Source organism: Acaryochloris sp. IP29b_bin.148 (assembly GCF_028285565.1).
Classification (GTDB): Bacteria; Cyanobacteriota; Cyanobacteriia; order Thermosynechococcales; family Thermosynechococcaceae; genus Acaryochloris.
Window position 1 is genome coordinate 57,942 of the sequence record NZ_JANQOY010000046.1, and the last position, 15,606, is coordinate 73,547.

Sequence of the window (15,606 nt, forward strand, 5' to 3'; positions counted from 1 at the left end):
AACGTGGAAGAACGCCCTTATTGGTTAGCTTGGTCGCAAATACCCGGTATAGGTCCAGTGGTTCTCAAACGCTTACAGCAGCGCTTTGGTACTTTATCTGCAGCGTGGTCAGCAGATGCAGCTACGTTAGGAACGGTTACAGGGATTGGGGCTCAAACCCTGAGAACCATTCAAAAGTATCGTCAAGCCGGACATCCGACCGAACTTTTAAACCAGCATTTACAAAAGAATCCGAACTTTTGGTGCATGGCTGATTCGGAGTACCCGCGAATACTCACGGAAATCGCTGATTCTCCCCCTCTGCTTTACTATCGAGGACAAGTCCAGCTTTCTGAGAATCAAGGCAGTACCCCGATGGTGGGGATTGTGGGAACCCGAGATCCGTCTGAATATGCCAAACGATGGACTCGAAAGATTGCCTATGCCTTAGCAAAGCGCGGTATTACGGTTGTGTCTGGGATGGCGGAAGGAATTGATACCCAGGCCCATTTAGGGTGTATCGAGGGCGGTGGCCGCACGATTGCGGTTCTAGGGACGGGAGTGGATATGATTTATCCACCCCGAAATCAGGGACTGTATCAAACCATTGAGCAACAGGGCTTGCTCTTAAGTGAGTATCCCGCAGGCACACAACCCAGCCGAGCCCATTTTCCCCGTCGAAATCGGATTGTGGCGGGTTTATGCCGTGCCTTGCTGGTGATGGAAGCTCCGACAAAATCAGGGGCGTTAATTACGGCCTATCAGGCCAATGAGTATAACCGCGATATCTATGTTCTACCGGGTTCGTTGGATAATCCTCGGGCAATGGGCTGTTTAGGATTGGTGCAACGAGGAGCTCAGTTAATTCTAGGGATTGGTCAGTTATTGGATCAGTTAGGAGCTATGCCGCCCTTATCACCAGCCCCTACTCCGAGCGCTCCTAAGATTCCTTCTACCCTTCCCTCTGCACAAGCAGCAATCTTGAAAACGGTGAGTCAGCTTTGCCAGCAGTCAGGAGATGGGTCTGTTCCCTTCGATTTGATAGTTCAATCTGTTAATCTATCGGCGGGGGAAGTATCGGGTGAAATTTTGCAGTTAGAGCTACAAGGTTTCGTTAATCAACTCCCAGGGATGAGATATGCACCCAATGCCTAGAGTTTAGACGTGCGTCAGAAGCACTAAGGTAGCACAGAAAAAATTTTAAGTGCCAAAAAAGTTGAGGCGTTTTTAGCGCATTAAAACCAATGCTAATGATCTAGGGGGCAGACTCCACCTAGCGAACGGTAGTTGCTAAGGACGATAAGGGTTCTCCGGTTAGACTGAAAGATCTGACCTCAGTGACTTTTACCGATACGACTTGGCTCCGTAATTCCTCAATCTTGCCAGGGAAGAAAGTGAGACGATTACCCCGGGTTCGTCCCATCACTTGCGTGGGATCTTTGGGATTTTGGTCTTCGACGAGGACTTCTTCGATACGGTTGGCATAGCGTTGCGATCTCAACTCTGCACACACCCCCACTAAACGATTCAATCGCTGCAGCCGATCAGCTTTAACCGCTTCACTGAGTTGATTCTCCCAAAGGGCCGCAGGTGTCCCAGGGCGAGGAGAATAGGCGGCTGTATTCAGCAGATCGAATTCAATATCTTCGACTAACTGCATGGTGTTCATAAACTGCGCTTCAGTTTCTCCCGGAAAGCCCACAATTGCATCGGCACTGATAGAGGCATCCGGCATAATCGCGCGAATATTATCGATGATGCGACGGTATTTCTCGTGGGTATAGCCTCGGGACATGGCCTTGAGAACATCGTTATCCCCTGATTGAAAGGGGATGTGGAAATGTTCGCAAACCTTGGGCAACTCATAGCAAGCCTGAATCAAACGCTCGGTAAAGTAGCGAGGATGGCTGGTGGCAAACCGAATTCTTTCAATACCCGGCACATCATGGACAAAGTAGAGGAGATCCGTCAGGGTATGTTGATGCCGACCTTCTGAGGTTGTGCCGGGTAGATCACGACCATAGGCATCGATATTTTGTCCTAGGAGAGTGACCTCTTTGAAGCCTTGTTCTCCGAGCTGCACCATTTCGTCCCGAATCGCCTCTGGCGTGCGGGATTGTTCTACTCCCCGTACATTAGGAACGACGCAATAGGTGCAGCGTTCATTGCATCCATAAATCACGTTTACCCAAGCCGTGACAGCACTATCTCGACGGGGCTTCGTAATATCTTCAACGATGTGAATGGGCTCCGTTGCCAACACCTGCTGACCGTTGGCCACCTGTTCTAATAAATCCTGCAGCCGGTTGGCATGTTGAGGTCCCATCACCAAATCGAGTTCGGGCACCCGGCGTAGTAGAGCATCTCCTTCTTGTTGGGCCACACAGCCCGCGACGACTAAGGTTAAATCCGGTTGCGCATGTTTGCGCTTCGCCTGCCGACCCAGATAAGAATAGACCTTATGCTCGGCATTGTCTCGAATCGTGCAGGTATTGCAGAGAATCAAATTGGCATCATCTGGGTTCTCGGACCATTGGTAGCCCATGTTTTCTAAAACCCCAGCCATCCGCTCAGAGTCAGCTTTGTTCATCTGGCAGCCATAGGTGGTGATGTGGTATCGGCGCGAATCTAAGCTCATAAAGTTATGTAACGAAGTAAGAGGCTGGATGGGGCTAAAAGGAAGACCGTTCCTATGGTAATTCACTCAGGAATAGGTTCGCTAAAGTCACTATCTATAAACGGGTTGCCGTCCTAGGAATCCCCTAACAAAAACACCGATTGATCCCCAAATCATGTTATAAAAACAGAGGTTTAGTTGTGTAAAGTGCTTTTGAGAAATATTGATTTGTCTTGCGATTAATTCAAGCCTCAAATGCCTTGCAATACGGCCGGATCATAAAGCCCCCATTAACCGTCCAGGTTGGAAGCATTACACCCTACTTGGTTCCCTGACATCGGGTGCTTGATCACGTATTTCAGCTCAGGAGATTCCTAATTCAGCTATGACTGCATCCCTTGTCAAGTCTGACCCTCAACTGCGGACACTCACCGATCCGGACATAACCCTTCAAGATGTTATCAAATCTCTGCCCAAGGAATGTTTTAAGCAGAATGCAGTAAAGGCTTGGACAGGAGCAATCATCAATGTATTGATGGTGGCCTTAGGTTATGTAGCGATTGTTAATTCTCCTTGGTATTTATTGCCTCTGGCCTGGATCTTCACGGGCACAGCCCTAACGGGTTTCTTTGTGATTGGTCATGATGCGGGCCATCGCTCCTTTGCCAAGAAACGCTGGGTGAACGATCTGGTGGGTCACTTATTTATGGCACCCCTGATCTATCCATTTCATTGCTGGCGCATTTTGCATAACTTCCATCATGCTCATACCAATGAGCTGGATGTGGATAATGCCTGGCGACCCTTTGATGGGGCTGAGTATGAAAGCCTTGATCCGGTGATTCGCACCGTTTATGAGCTAATTCGCGGTTATTTTTGGTGGGTGGGTTCCATTGTTCATTGGGCCAATCTCCACTTCAACTGGACCACCTTTGATGAGAAAGACAAAGGTGATGTCAAACTTTCCATCGGCGTTGTGGTATTGTTCGCTGCGATCGCATTCCCAACCCTGATCTACTTCACTGGCATTTGGGGGTTCGTCAAGTTTTGGTTGATTCCTTGGATGGTTTACCACTTCTGGATGAGTACCTTCACCATCGTTCACCACACGGCTGCTGATATTCCCTTCCAACCCACCGATGTTTGGAACGCAGCAGAAGCCCAGCTTGTGGGTTCAGTTCATTGCGATTATCCTCGTTGGGTTGAGTTCCTTTGCCACGACATTAACGTCCATATCCCTCATCACGTTTCCACAGCGATTCCTTCCTATAATCTCCGCATGGCCCACCAAAGCCTGAAGGAAAATTGGGGACAGTATGTGTATGAGCGAAAGTTTAACTGGGCCTTGATGAAAGAAATTTCTGAAGAGTGCCACCTTTACGATCCTGAGAAAGCCTATCGGTCTTTCAAAGACCATGCTTCAGGTTAATCCTTCTGCCATTTGGAATGATCAACCTTAAGGGCGTCAATCTCTACCTGATCGGCATGATGGGGTGTGGTAAATCGACAACGGGCCGGGCTTTAGCGAAACAGTTGGGCTACGGCTTTGTCGACACCGATGACTTGATCACCCAACTGACGGGCAAAGCCATTACCGATATTTTTGCGGAATCGGGTGAAGCTCATTTTCGGCAAGTTGAATCCAAGGTTCTGTCAGAAGTCGCTGCTCATACCAAACTGGTCGTGGCGACAGGGGGTGGAATTGTCTTGGAGAAAAAAAATTGGAGTTTTTTGCAACATGGTCTGGTCATCTGGCTAGACGTCGAGTCTAAGCAGTTATGGCAACGCTTGCAGGCGGACCAGTCCCGTCCATTGCTGCAAAAACCCAATCCTCAACAAGTATTGGAAGACTTACTCACGCAAAGGCGACCGCTCTATCGGCAAGCGGATGTTCATATCTTGCTCAAACCAGATCAGTCTGTAGAATCGGTGGGGCAATCGGTGATCCAAGAGATCACCAAAGTACTGCGGCCTGAGGCTACCCCTGAGGTGCCTGAAGATTAAACCGTCGCTGTTGTCGTCGCTCTGCTAGTTTTTGTGCCAGCTGCTGACGTTGCTTGGGAGTCAGCACTTTGCGAATGGCCATCATATTCTCAAACCGTAGTTTTAGCGTTTCTTGAGTGAGCTGTTCTAAGGTTTGGAATTGAGCTCGAACGTCTGCCTCAGTCGCCTCACCGGCAATCATGGTCTTCAATTCTTGGCGTGTTTGCTGTAGTAGTTGTGCCTTTTTCCGCGTTTGAGAACCCTGTTTTTGGCGGATCGCTCGGATGGCTTGTCGCTGTTCCTGAGACAACTGTAAGTCTCGGAACAACCCTCTAACGCGTCGTCTTTGGGGACGTTCAGGAGCTTGAGCCACGCTGGGCTGCAAGGTATTTCCGACCCATTGACCGAGGGAACATATCCCAATCAGGGCCAAGCATAGAAGGATGCCTTTATTTATTCGTGACATGAACTGGACCTCTTGCATAGATTCGTATTGGCTTCAGCAAGGACGGATGACGATGGTGGTTGTCCCCACCACTCCCCTGGATCCGCCAATACATCGGTGTCCACATCATTAAAGGGGTCAAAGGCACTCATCCAACTATCCGCCACAAAGGCTTCTAAATCTCTCTCTGAGGGGATGGGCCGTTTTGCAGTCCGCCAAATCTGCGATCCGCCCCATAAGAGGGTGATGGTGGCTGCGATCGCAGCCGGAATCCCCCATCTGGCCATTTTCCATCCCTTGTGCTCAGCCGACATCGGTGGTGGAGCAGCAGATTGAGACTGGGTGACTTCATCCAAAACAGCATTGAGGATGCGGTCTTCCAGATCAGGGGATGCTGCTGGCACTTCTGGCTGATATCGCTGCAGAAAGTTCACCAAGGCTGGATCGTCTGCAAACTTCTCCGGGTTGGGGTCAGAGCAATTTAAATTTGGATCAGGATCGGCAGGTGGGTTCATAGGGATATCTCTTCATGTTGCAAAAATTTTCGGAGGGCTGCTCTGGCATGGAAAAGACGAGATTTGACGGTCCCCAGCGGAATCTCAAACATCTCAGCAATCTCTTGTTGGGGAAGATCTTGTAAATCATGGAGCACAATTACACTGCGATGCTCAAAACTCAGCTGGGTCAGCCCCCGTTTAATCAAATCCTGATAGTGAAGATGTTGCCAATTGGGTTCAGTGGACTGATGGGGGAGCTGATGGGTCAGGGATTGCCAGCGCGATCGCGTTTGCGCTGCTGACCGCCGATAATCCGCTGCCACATTCCAGGTGATTCGATAGAGCCAAGTCGTAAATTTGGCTCGACCTTCCAGCTTAGGTAGCCCTTTCCACACCCGGACAAACACGTCTTGAACCAGGTCATCTAAGACCTCTGGGTCGCACAAGGACATCAGTGTCGACCGCACCCGATGCTGATGCCGACGGTACAGAACCCGAAAACTTTGGGTACTCTCCTGTAAACACCCCTGAATTAAGGCATGGTCTGAATCATCAATCTTCAGTGGATCGGCACTCACATTAATTTGCTGTCACTATTTTTTGCTAACGGCTCTTCACAATCCTTTAGACTAGGAGCAGTGAAGATTGGTTCAATGATTTCTCAAGATTTTTTTAGTTTGCCTGTCCATTTAGAGGCTTAATGGTCGGGAGATATTCTAGTATGACACCCTCTAATTCCTCAGACTCATTGACTTGGATTGAGCAGGCTAAAACCTATCTCCAGGCAGCCAAGTATGTGGATGCTCTCAATTGTATTCATCAAGGCTTAACGCTGACCCCCAGAAATGCAGAGGCATGGCTGCAGTGTGGCAGTATTTTGCAGAAACTGGAATTTTATGATGAAGCCATTACGGCTAATCATAATGCCCAGCGTTTGTTCGGAAGTCCTGATGCTAAACTTCGATCGATTCCCCTTGAGGCTTTATTAACGAAAGCGAAGGGACAAACCGCTAGCATTAGGCAGGCTACGGTTGGTGAACCTCCTCAGCCTTCCCCGTCGGCTGCTGCTCCCTCTCCCCACCTTGCTGCTGATTATGACTTTTGGTGGAAGCGTGCCCAGGCCTGTACCCAGGCTGGTGACTATGCTGCAGCTCTTGCAGCCTACGATACCGTTCTAGAATTTAAAGCGGATCAAGCTCAAGCATGGTATCAGCGAGGCTTGGTGTTGTTCAATTTGCAGCGACGTGGCGATGCGATCGCCAGCTTCGAACGTGCGATCGAGTATCAACCTGACTTTTATCAGGCCTGGAATAATCGAGCCAGCCTTCTTATTCAGCTAGGCAACTTCAAAGAAGCGATTCAAAGCTATAAGCAAGCCCTCCGGTGGACAGATGGTCAACTCTGGCAGGCGTGGGAAGATCTTGGCATGGCCATTCTGCACACTGACGGCGTCGAGGCAGGACTAGCCATCTTGGATCAAGGGATTCAAACACTCTGGTGTGACGCTGAAGAATATGCCTTTGGCTGTGGTAGCCTCCACCAGCGCAAAGGGGATATTCAAGTTCAGCAGGCCCAGCAGGATTCCTCCCCCGCCCTGTGGCGATCCGCAAAGCTCAGCTACTTGAGAGCGCTAGGCTTACTGGATTTTCAGACTTTTCCCCAGCAGCATCTAGACCTTTGGGAATCCTTATTACAGGTCCGGTTTCATTTGCAAGAGGTGTCTGCCATCCAATCCATGCTGTTGGAAGCGGCAATTAAGCTCCAAACGCTTAAACAGAATGCGAATCTCACTCCCACACAGTTATTACAACTTGAGCACCGGTATGTGGGGTTTCAACGCCTGCAAGTGGATTGGCTTATCCAACAAAATCAACTCAAGGACGCTCTGCTTTGGGCGGAGCAGTGTCAAGATCAAACCCTAGGTCGCTGGCGCTTTGGACCTGAGTATGAGAATAAGCCGATTCAGTACACAGACTGCCAAGCCCTGCTTAACCCACGGCGAGCCATTATTTACTGGCATATTAGCCCAGTAGCTGTCTCGACGTTTGTGCTCAAAGACAATCAAGATCCGCTGCTGTTGACGCCAGAGCTAACGCTAAATGAAACGGCAAGGCTGGATCAGTCGGAATTAGTGGCGTCCCCCCTCCATCAGCGCTATCTACTGCAACTCTGGTGCAGCAATTGGGAAAAAGCTCAGCAATCTTCCCCCGTTTCTGAGCCGACTGCTCTCAAGATGGGGTCAGACTTTTGGGAGCGAGGGCAGGCCGACCAGTTTCTCATCCAACTCAAAGGGATCCTGAGAATCGAGACACTTTGCGAACGCATGTTAGCGGGAATTCAAGAAATTATCTTGATTCCCCCCACGGGGTGGCGCCATCTTCCGATTGCGACCCTTTTCCCTGAACACTTCAGCATTACCCTCCTCCCTAGCCTAACGATTGGCCTCAATCTCCTGAAGACGAAACCCCCTCATTCAGACTATTTACTGAGCGTTACGCCTCCTCCGAGTGATGGCAGTCATACGGATCTCCAAGACCTAGAGTCCTTAGCCATTACTCGCTCTTATCACCAACATGTTCAACTCTCTGGTACGCAACTCACTCCGAAAACGCTGACTGCCGCACTTAAAGTCTCGACGGGTTGTCTTCATTGCACGGGGGCGGCTAACACAACAGTCGACCGATCCGTCCCAGCCGCAGTATGGGGCTTCAGCGATCAACACCACCTGCCACTCTCTGAGCTATTTCAGTTGAATTGGGAACTCTATTCCGTTATTTGCCTATCGGGGGGAGCTAAAGTGAAGCCTCTTTCTAACCCTGTCCCCGAGCTGGAAACCTGTCTCTTATCCTCAGGCGTTCCCCATGTGTTAAGTAGTCTGTGGATGGTCAACCACCACTCGCGGATTTTATTGATGGCTCGCTTCCATCATCTTTTGCATCAAAACTGTAATCCGGTCTATGCGCTTAAGCAAGCACAGCATTGGCTTCGCAATTTAACCTATACCGATGTCATCCTCTGGTGGGAGACCTTCGCGAGATCTTTAGGACCCAATCCACCACAGGCCGAAACTCTCCAACAGATATCGTTGGCATTAGAAGCGACGGCCCACTCGAAGGGCTTTAAGTCCTGCCCGTTTAAGCATCCTTGGTACTGGGCAGGCTTTACGGTGGCAGGGAATTTTCCAGGAATTTTGGTGTGGAATGATCCTAGTTTGACGGCTGCCCGCTAAAGTGATGCACAATACTTTGGGTTAAGCCATCTAAGGTATATTCTTGTGCTTCAATATCCACTCGCCCCAATATGTCTTGGCAGGTTAAGGAGGTCTGAGGACCAATAGAAGCAATCGTTAATGGAGTAAGCCATTGATCTAGCGTGAGTTGATCGGCTTGGGCCTGCTGAAGGAGCTGATAAAAGTACCGAACGGTTTTAGAGCTGGCAAAGGTGACGACATCAATGGTCTGTTGTTGCAGAGCCGCAATGACCCCCGGCTCTATGTGATCAGGGCAGCGCGATTGATAGGCCGCAACTTCCACCACCTTGGCTCCTTGGGCTGTGAACTGTTTGACTAACACCTCCCGACCCCCACTTTCCACTCTGGGAAACAAAAGCGTTTGGCTCCCTAAGCTTTCTCTCGCAGGGAAGTGTTCAACCAGGGAATCAGCCACAAAGTCAGGAGGGATATAGTCAGCCTTTAAGCCTCTCTTTTCTAGCGTTTTGGCGGTTTTTCGCCCAACCACAGCAATCTTTAATCTAGCCAAGGCTCGGGTATCTAAGCCTGCCTGCTGTAAGCGATCTAAGAAGCCTGTGACGCCATTGGCAGAGGTTAAGATCAGCCAGTCAAAATGATGAAGCGTTGCGATCGCCCGATCTAAATCCGCCCAACTTGAAGGCGGACCAATGGTTAAAGCGGGCATATCCATTACTTCAGCGCCTGCTGCCATCAGAGCATGGCTAAAAGCCGCGGATTGGGCTAAGGCCCGCGTCACCAAAATGGTTTTACCGGATAAGGGTAAATCGGATATAGAAGCGTGAGCATGCATGGTTGACTTGATCGAAGTACCAGTATGAGGATAGGGATCGGGGGGCGAACCATCAAGCTGTAGCGTTGATCGGAGCGTGACCACTTGTCCCACCACTATCACACAGGGAGATAGTGATGTTCCATGAGTTTGAGTGACGATATCGGCTAACGTCCCGGTCCAGATTTGCTGTTGTTGCCGTCCTCCCCACTGAATTACGGCAATGGGATGATCCGGGGATTGCCCATGCTGCCTAAGGTGACGAACCACCGTTTTGAGCTGTCGTCCACCCATCAGAATCACCAGGGTATCCAGCTGAGCGAGGGCAGACCAATTCAGACTCTCTGGGGCATGAGCACTCAGAATTGTAAAAGTTTGGCTCCGTTGGGGATCCGTTAGCGGAATGCCAGCCAAAAGGGGAACCGCTAAAGCCGAGGAAAGACCTGGAATAACTTCAACTGGGCATTTTGCGGCGTGGAGCGCTAGAATCTCGGCAGTAGTGCGTCCGAATACAAACGGATCGCCACTTTTGAGACGAACCACCTGTTGCCCCTGCTGACAGTAGTGAACTAACCGTTGATTAATGTCTGTTTGGGAAGTGCTCGGTCCCTTGCCTCGCTTGCCAACTTGAATTTTTAAACAAGTTTTCTGGGCTAAGTTTAATAATTTCGGATCGATCAGGGCATCATAGAGGATGACGTCAGCCTCAGTAAGCAGTGTTTTTCCTACAACCGTAAGATGGTTTTGTTCCCCAGGACCTGCACCAAGGATAAAAACCTTGCCCTGTACCTGAGGGGTTTGAGTGTTTAAATCGTCGTTTGAACTCAAAACCTTTAGACTACAACTGCCTCAATCCTAGCCTGAATTGACTGCATGAGCTTATTTTTATGCTTTCACAATCCACCGCTTTGAGCAGTTCCCGTCGATTCTGAGCTGACGATTCATGACAACACTCGACCAGATCACTCACAAATCGTAAAAATTACAGCTAGATGTGAATATAGTGCTTAAGACGATGGAGAAACGGATGCGAAGAACAGTACTAGGGTTAACTTTTATCCTACTATCAATGGGGATAGGCAGTTGTGGTCTAATTGGGGGAGGTGAAGAGCCTGAGGCTGAGCAACCATCCGAAACATCATCTGAACAGTCTTTTCCTAGCGCCTCTCCTGAAATTCCTTCCCCACCGGCAGCAAAAGTGGTTCTGACCCGTCCCACTAATCCAGATGAGCGCCTCCGGGTTGTGAAAAGCGGGCGTACAGATCCCTTTGCAGCTATCGTGCCAACCGTTGTGCCGGGCAATTCTGCTCCTCGTTCGACACCTTCTACTTCTCAGGAGCGTCCATCTGCAACCGTAAACACTCCTAAGGCCAAGACTTCGACTCCGTCCCAGTCATCAGCGGCCAAGGCGACATCATCACCCTCCTCTTCTGCTAAGCCCGGTAAGATCGTTCTACCGACCTTACCTAAACCAGAGGTGGCTCAAGGGGTTAAAGTGACAGGTGTCGTTAATTTAGGGGGGCGCCCCCAAGCCATTCTCAAAGCGCCTGGAGAAAAGTCAACCCGCACGGTGGGTGTGGGTGAGCGCATTGCCAATGGTCAAGTGTTAGTGAAGTCCATTAACATGAGTAATCCAACTGCCCCAGTTGTTGTTCTGGAGCAGTCGGGCATGGAAGTCAGAGTGAGTGTCGGCCAAGAACCCGTCGCGCTTGCTGCTGCAGATAAAGATAAAAAATAGCCTTCGCTGACTCAGAATAAATTTCTAAGTCTTGGGCGCATCATATTTTGCCCTCTCACTATAGAATGACAAGACAGTAGAGCCCATTAGAGAATCTTGACCGATGATCCAATGTTCTGGCTTTGCTGTCTTGTTCTCTGTAGATGCGAGAGAAGCCCTTGTTTACTCCTTTAAATCTTTTGAATCGGCTGGTGTCGAACATCCCTACCCCTCTGTCTCAAAGATGGCGAAGGGCAAGATTCTATCTCAGTTTGTGCTGTTGTTGTGTGTTACTGGTCGTGGGATGCCAATCGCGATCGCCCGGTCCAGGTTCATCCACCAGTGGGGCAGATGCTCGCTTGGCGATTGGCACAACGGGTAGAGTTCGGACCTTAGATCCCGCCGATTCCCTAGAGTTGTTTTCTGGCAATCTCCTCTACAACATGGGAGAACGTCTTTACACCTATAAAAGTGGAACAACAGAGCTGATTCCTCAACTCGCGACGGAACTTCCCCAGGTTAGTGAGGATGGTCTGATCTATACCATTCCTTTGCGAGAGGGGGTGGTCTTTCATGATGGGACTGCTTTTGATGCCAAGGCGATGGCCTTTTCCTTGAATCGCTTTATTCAGAATGGTGGTCAGCCGTCGTTTTTGTTATCTGATTCACTAGACTCCGTGGAAGCGAAATCTGCCACTGAGCTGGTGATTAAACTGAAAAAGCCCTTTGCAGCTTTTACTGACTTACTGGCCTTTTCCGGTTTGGCTGCGATTTCTCCCCAAGCCTACGAAATTGGACCTGACAAATTCGAACCGGCCAAATTTGTGGGTACAGGGCCTTACAAACTGGCGAACTATGGGAGTGAACTCATTCGTTTAGATCGCTTTGATCAATATTGGGGTGAGAAACCTGCGAATCAAGGCATTGATATTCAGAGTTTTAGTAGCCCTGCCAATTTATTTAATGCCTTTCGCACTGGATCCGTGGATATCGCCTATCAATCCCTGAATCCCGAGCAGATCGACTCACTGGCCAAAGCCGCCGAAAAAGGGGATTGGCAAACCATCACTGGCCCTGGTAGTAATATCACCTATCTCAGCTTGAATCTTCGAGATGACACGTTAAAGCAAACAGAAGTACGTCAGGCTTTGGCTATGGTGATTGATCGGAAATTGATCCAACAACGGATTTTTAATAATCAAGTGGACCCCCTGTATAGCCTGATACCCAGTATTTTTGACGCGAGTAAGCCTGTCTTTCCACGTGTGGAAAAAGCAAATGTGGCCAAGGCTAAAGCCTTGCTCAAAAAAGCGGGTTACTCCAATACTAAGCCAGTAGAAGTGGAATTTTGGTATCGCTCTAATATTCCCAGTGATGGTCCTGCTGCGACGACGATTAAGGCGTTTATTGAACAGGAATTGGGCAGTTTAGCGAAAGTTGAGCTGAAGAGTATTGAGTCGGCAACGGCTTATAAAAACTTAGATCAAGGCACTTATCCAATGTTTATGCTGGATTGGAGTGGCGATTATTACGATCCAGACACCTATATTCATCCTTTTCTGGACTGTGCAGAAGGGTCGGTCAAAGATGGCTGTAAGCAAGGGTCAACTGTAGGACAAGGCACGTTTTACTTTAGTGAAAAAATGAATCAGCTGATCGATCAACAACGCCAGGAACAAGATGTTGATAAACGCCAGCAGATTTTTGCAGAGATTCAAGATCTGTTGGCCCAAGATGTTCCTTTTATTCCACTATGGCAACGGAAGGAGTATGCTTTTGCCCAGACTGATATTCAAGGGGTACGCTTAGAACCCACCCAAGCTATGCCGTTTCGGTCTTTAAGTCATTCCTAATCATAGGACACCAATATGTCTCGCTCCCGTGCCCTCCAATCTTATGTAGTGGCCCGCTTGCTGCTGGCACCTTTAATGCTTTGGACCGTTACTACGGTCGTATTTTTGCTGCTACGAGCCACCCCTGGTGACCCCATTGATGCCATTTTGGGTCCCAAAGCACCTGCGGCTCAAAAAATAGCTAGACGTGCAGCACTGGGCTTAGATCAGCCTTTGTGGCGACAATATTTTCACTATATGGGGGACCTGCTGCAGTTTGATTTGGGGGAGTCCTATACAAGGCAAGGACTGACCGTTTGGCACATCATTCAACAACATTTTCCGGCGACAGTGGAACTGGCTTTTTTCAGCATGATCGTCGCTTTGTTAATTGGTATCAGTGTAGGAATTCTTTCTGCTTCTAAGTCTGGGACAATTTTTGATTTAGGTGGACGTCTATTCGGGATTGTCACCTATGCTCTACCGATGTTTTGGGTGGGGATGTTATTCAAGTTGCTCTTTGCTGCCCAATTAGGTTGGTTCCCGGACAGCACTCGTTTCCCGATTCGTATGGTTCGTCCCGCAGGTCCCACAGGACTGTTAACCTTGGATAGCTTACTGGCTGGAGATTTTTTGTCGCTGGAAGTGGCTCTCCATCATCTCGCGCTTCCCAGTTTAACCCTAGGGCTGGTTTTGAGTGGCATCTTTGAACGCATCGTGCGGGTCAATTTAAAGCAAACGCTACAGTCTGATTATGTGGAGGCGGCCCGAGCTCGGGGGATTCCGGAAAAACGGATTCTAGTGATCCATGCATTGCGCAATGCCTTGATTCCAGTGGTTACAATTATTGGACTAACGTTTGGACCTTTGTTGGGAGGAGCGGTCTTGACTGAGGTGACCTTCTCTTGGGATGGATTGGGGAGTAGTCTATATTTGGCTATTTCAGAGCGGGATTACGATACAGTGCAAGGCATTATTGTGTTTGTCTCGATGATCATTTTGGCTGCGAGTATCATTATCGATATTGTCAATGCCTATATTGATCCTAGGATTCGATATTGACGTTACGGTTACGTTTCGGTAATCCCTCTGTTGAGGGTTAGCCTCCACTAGAGAGAACAATTAAACTTAAGACAAAGCAAGGTTTGGAGCAGTGGGTTGCCGATGGCTGTCAGAATAATTCTGGTTGTCCTTTCGATGATCGGGTCAGTCCATTTCTCTACGGTATGTTCCAAGATTGCGTTAATGTAAGCCCTCAGTGCGAAAGATGAATAAAAAACGTTCCATTTATACAATTTTTTCCCGTCTCCTGGTTGCGATCGCGCTCGTTGGTGTCCTCGTCTTCAGCAATGCCGATGCTGCCTTAGCGGCCCGCACGGGTGGCCGCATTAGCGGCGGGAGCTTCCGCCGCTCGATGCCGTCTCGCACCTATCGAAGCAGTCCTTCTCGCGGATATTCCGGAGGGTACTCTCGAGGAGGCTATCGGGGTGGGTTTGGCTTTCCTTTTCTGATTCCATTTTTTGGTTTTGGCGGGGGGGGGTTATTTTCCATCCTGATTTTTATCGCCATTGCCAACTTCCTGGTCTCTAGCTTCCGCAATATTGCAGGTGATGGAGAGGGCCTGAATTTAGGCGGCAGTAGCTATGACCAGAACTCTGCGAACCCCGCTGTTTCTGTCAATAAAATTCAGGTGGGTCTGTTGGCCGAAGCTCGCGGCCTGAAGGCTGATTTAGATCGGATTGCTCAGACGGGCAATACTGGATCGAGTGCTGGGCTAGCAAAAGTCTTGCAGGAAACCAATTTGGCTCTGTTACGCCACCCTGAATATTGGGTTTATGCCAGTGCTGATTCCGAGCAAACCCGTCTGGTTTCCGCCGAAGCAAAGTTTAATCATCTGGCGCTCACCGAGCGGAGTAAATTCCAAGCCGAAACCTTATCGAACGTTAAACAGCAGATCCAGGAAGCCAATAGAGCATTGACGAAGACAGAGGATACCCTCACTCAAGCGCCAGGCGAATATATTGTGGTGACCTTAGTGGTGGCTGCCCAGGGCAAACTAAAGCTCCCCGATATCAAATCGGATCAGGATTTGCGCCAAGCGCTCAATCAAGTGGGGTCTGTTTCCAGTGATCAGCTCTTGGCTCTAGAGGTGTTATGGACCCCCCAAGCGGAGTCTGATACCCTCAGTGCGGATGACCTCGTAGCCGCTTATCCTCATCTCAAGATGATTTAAGCGTCGCTGTTGTGAAAGCCAATATACTCCCCCTTGGCCGGGTGGACGAAAAAAGCTTGTAGGGCGTAGTTTCAGAATTTGAAATAATTTGAGGGACTGCGCCACATAAAGCTAGACACTTTTGTCACCTATTCATCCCCTTTTAGAGATTCTTCCCAAACCTCCGGTTTTACCGGAGGTTATTGATTATATAAAATCCGTTTAATCACCCATAGTATAGAGGAATGAGATTAGCTTAATTATCATGCCAAAACGGATCCAAATAGCCTCTCACCTTTCCGTGG

The 15,606-nt window shown here is 49.2% G+C and carries 13 protein-coding genes; 8 read left to right on the forward strand and 5 right to left on the reverse strand.

Going from position 1 to position 15,606, the window contains the following annotated elements:
• Positions 1–3: 3 nt before the first annotated feature.
• The gene (dprA, locus tag Q0986_RS04985) at positions 4–1,134 is read left to right on the forward strand and encodes a DNA-processing protein DprA (RefSeq protein WP_299405062.1); all 1,131 of its coding nucleotides are present in this window, start codon (positions 4–6) and stop codon (positions 1,132–1,134) included.
• Positions 1,135–1,252: 118 nt separating this feature from the next.
• Here dprA and miaB read toward each other — a convergent pair whose 3' ends face one another.
• Positions 1,253–2,617 carry a tRNA (N6-isopentenyl adenosine(37)-C2)-methylthiotransferase MiaB gene (gene miaB / locus Q0986_RS04990; protein ID WP_299405065.1) on the reverse strand — a complete coding sequence of 455 codons (1,365 nt, stop codon included), beginning with the start codon at positions 2,615–2,617 and terminating at the stop codon, positions 1,253–1,255.
• Between the two features lie 364 nt (positions 2,618–2,981).
• On the opposite strand from miaB, the gene Q0986_RS04995 reads away from it, so the two are divergent.
• A complete protein-coding gene (locus Q0986_RS04995) occupies positions 2,982–4,025 on the forward strand; it encodes a fatty acid desaturase (protein ID WP_299405069.1) in 1,044 nt (347 codons plus the stop codon).
• 17 nt (positions 4,026–4,042) lie between these two features.
• Complete coding sequence (locus Q0986_RS05000; RefSeq protein WP_299405073.1) at positions 4,043–4,600, forward strand: shikimate kinase; 558 nt, start codon at positions 4,043–4,045, stop codon at positions 4,598–4,600.
• Here the strand turns inward: Q0986_RS05000 and Q0986_RS05005 are convergent.
• The 3 genes from Q0986_RS05005 to Q0986_RS05015 are packed head-to-tail and all read right to left on the reverse strand — an operon-like array spanning position 4,575 to position 6,099.
• Positions 4,575–5,045, reverse strand: a complete 471-nt coding sequence (locus tag Q0986_RS05005) for a Spy/CpxP family protein refolding chaperone (RefSeq protein ID WP_299405077.1) — start codon at positions 5,043–5,045, stop codon at positions 4,575–4,577. The two genes, Q0986_RS05000 and Q0986_RS05005, sit on opposite strands and share 26 nt — an antisense overlap.
• Entirely contained in the window at positions 5,033–5,539 is a 507-nt protein-coding gene (locus Q0986_RS05010) for a hypothetical protein (RefSeq protein WP_299405081.1), read from the reverse strand. The genes Q0986_RS05005 and Q0986_RS05010 overlap by 13 nt, the downstream gene beginning before the upstream one ends.
• Positions 5,536–6,099, reverse strand: a complete 564-nt coding sequence (locus Q0986_RS05015) for a sigma-70 family RNA polymerase sigma factor (RefSeq protein WP_299405084.1) — start codon at positions 6,097–6,099, stop codon at positions 5,536–5,538. Before Q0986_RS05015 ends, Q0986_RS05010 begins: the two co-directional genes overlap by 4 nt.
• 143 nt (positions 6,100–6,242) lie before the next feature.
• Between Q0986_RS05015 and Q0986_RS05020 the strand changes: the two genes are divergently transcribed.
• Positions 6,243–8,750, forward strand: a complete 2,508-nt coding sequence (locus Q0986_RS05020) for a CHAT domain-containing protein (RefSeq protein ID WP_299405087.1) — start codon at positions 6,243–6,245, stop codon at positions 8,748–8,750.
• On the opposite strand, the gene cobA is transcribed toward Q0986_RS05020, so the two are convergent.
• Positions 8,728–10,368, reverse strand: a complete 1,641-nt coding sequence (gene cobA / locus Q0986_RS05025; protein ID WP_299405091.1) for a uroporphyrinogen-III C-methyltransferase — start codon at positions 10,366–10,368, stop codon at positions 8,728–8,730. The genes Q0986_RS05020 and cobA overlap by 23 nt on opposite strands.
• A gap of 199 nt (positions 10,369–10,567) precedes the next feature.
• On the opposite strand from cobA, the gene Q0986_RS05030 reads away from it, so the two are divergent.
• The 4 genes from Q0986_RS05030 to Q0986_RS05045 all read left to right on the forward strand — a co-directional run bounded on the left by Q0986_RS05030 (position 10,568) and on the right by Q0986_RS05045 (position 15,322).
• Positions 10,568–11,278, forward strand: coding sequence for a hypothetical protein (locus Q0986_RS05030; protein WP_299405098.1), 711 nt, complete (start codon positions 10,568–10,570; stop codon positions 11,276–11,278).
• A 266-nt stretch (positions 11,279–11,544) separates the two neighbouring features.
• Complete coding sequence (locus Q0986_RS05035; RefSeq protein WP_299405101.1) at positions 11,545–13,110, forward strand: ABC transporter substrate-binding protein; 1,566 nt, start codon at positions 11,545–11,547, stop codon at positions 13,108–13,110.
• A gap of 15 nt (positions 13,111–13,125) precedes the next feature.
• Positions 13,126–14,151: an ABC transporter permease gene (locus Q0986_RS05040; protein WP_299405105.1), complete on the forward strand. Its 1,026-nt coding sequence runs from the start codon at positions 13,126–13,128 to the stop codon at positions 14,149–14,151.
• A gap of 205 nt (positions 14,152–14,356) precedes the next feature.
• The gene (locus Q0986_RS05045) at positions 14,357–15,322 is read left to right on the forward strand and encodes a DUF1517 domain-containing protein (protein WP_299405109.1); all 966 of its coding nucleotides are present in this window, start codon (positions 14,357–14,359) and stop codon (positions 15,320–15,322) included.
• Positions 15,323–15,606: the final 284 nt, after the last annotated feature.

Coding starts and splice junctions, on each gene's coding strand:
- Q0986_RS05000 (WP_299405073.1), top strand. CDS start 4,043: ATGATCAACCTTAAGGGCGTCAATCTCTACCTGATCGGCATGATGGGG.
- Q0986_RS05045 (WP_299405109.1), top strand. CDS start 14,357: ATGAATAAAAAACGTTCCATTTATACAATTTTTTCCCGTCTCCTGGTT.
- Q0986_RS05020 (WP_299405087.1), top strand. CDS start 6,243: ATGACACCCTCTAATTCCTCAGACTCATTGACTTGGATTGAGCAGGCT.
- Q0986_RS05005 (WP_299405077.1), bottom strand. CDS start 5,045: ATGTCACGAATAAATAAAGGCATCCTTCTATGCTTGGCCCTGATTGGG.
- Q0986_RS05040 (WP_299405105.1), top strand. CDS start 13,126: ATGTCTCGCTCCCGTGCCCTCCAATCTTATGTAGTGGCCCGCTTGCTG.
- Q0986_RS04995 (WP_299405069.1), top strand. CDS start 2,982: ATGACTGCATCCCTTGTCAAGTCTGACCCTCAACTGCGGACACTCACC.
- miaB (WP_299405065.1), bottom strand. CDS start 2,617: ATGAGCTTAGATTCGCGCCGATACCACATCACCACCTATGGCTGCCAG.
- Q0986_RS05030 (WP_299405098.1), top strand. CDS start 10,568: ATGCGAAGAACAGTACTAGGGTTAACTTTTATCCTACTATCAATGGGG.
- Q0986_RS05010 (WP_299405081.1), bottom strand. CDS start 5,539: ATGAACCCACCTGCCGATCCTGATCCAAATTTAAATTGCTCTGACCCC.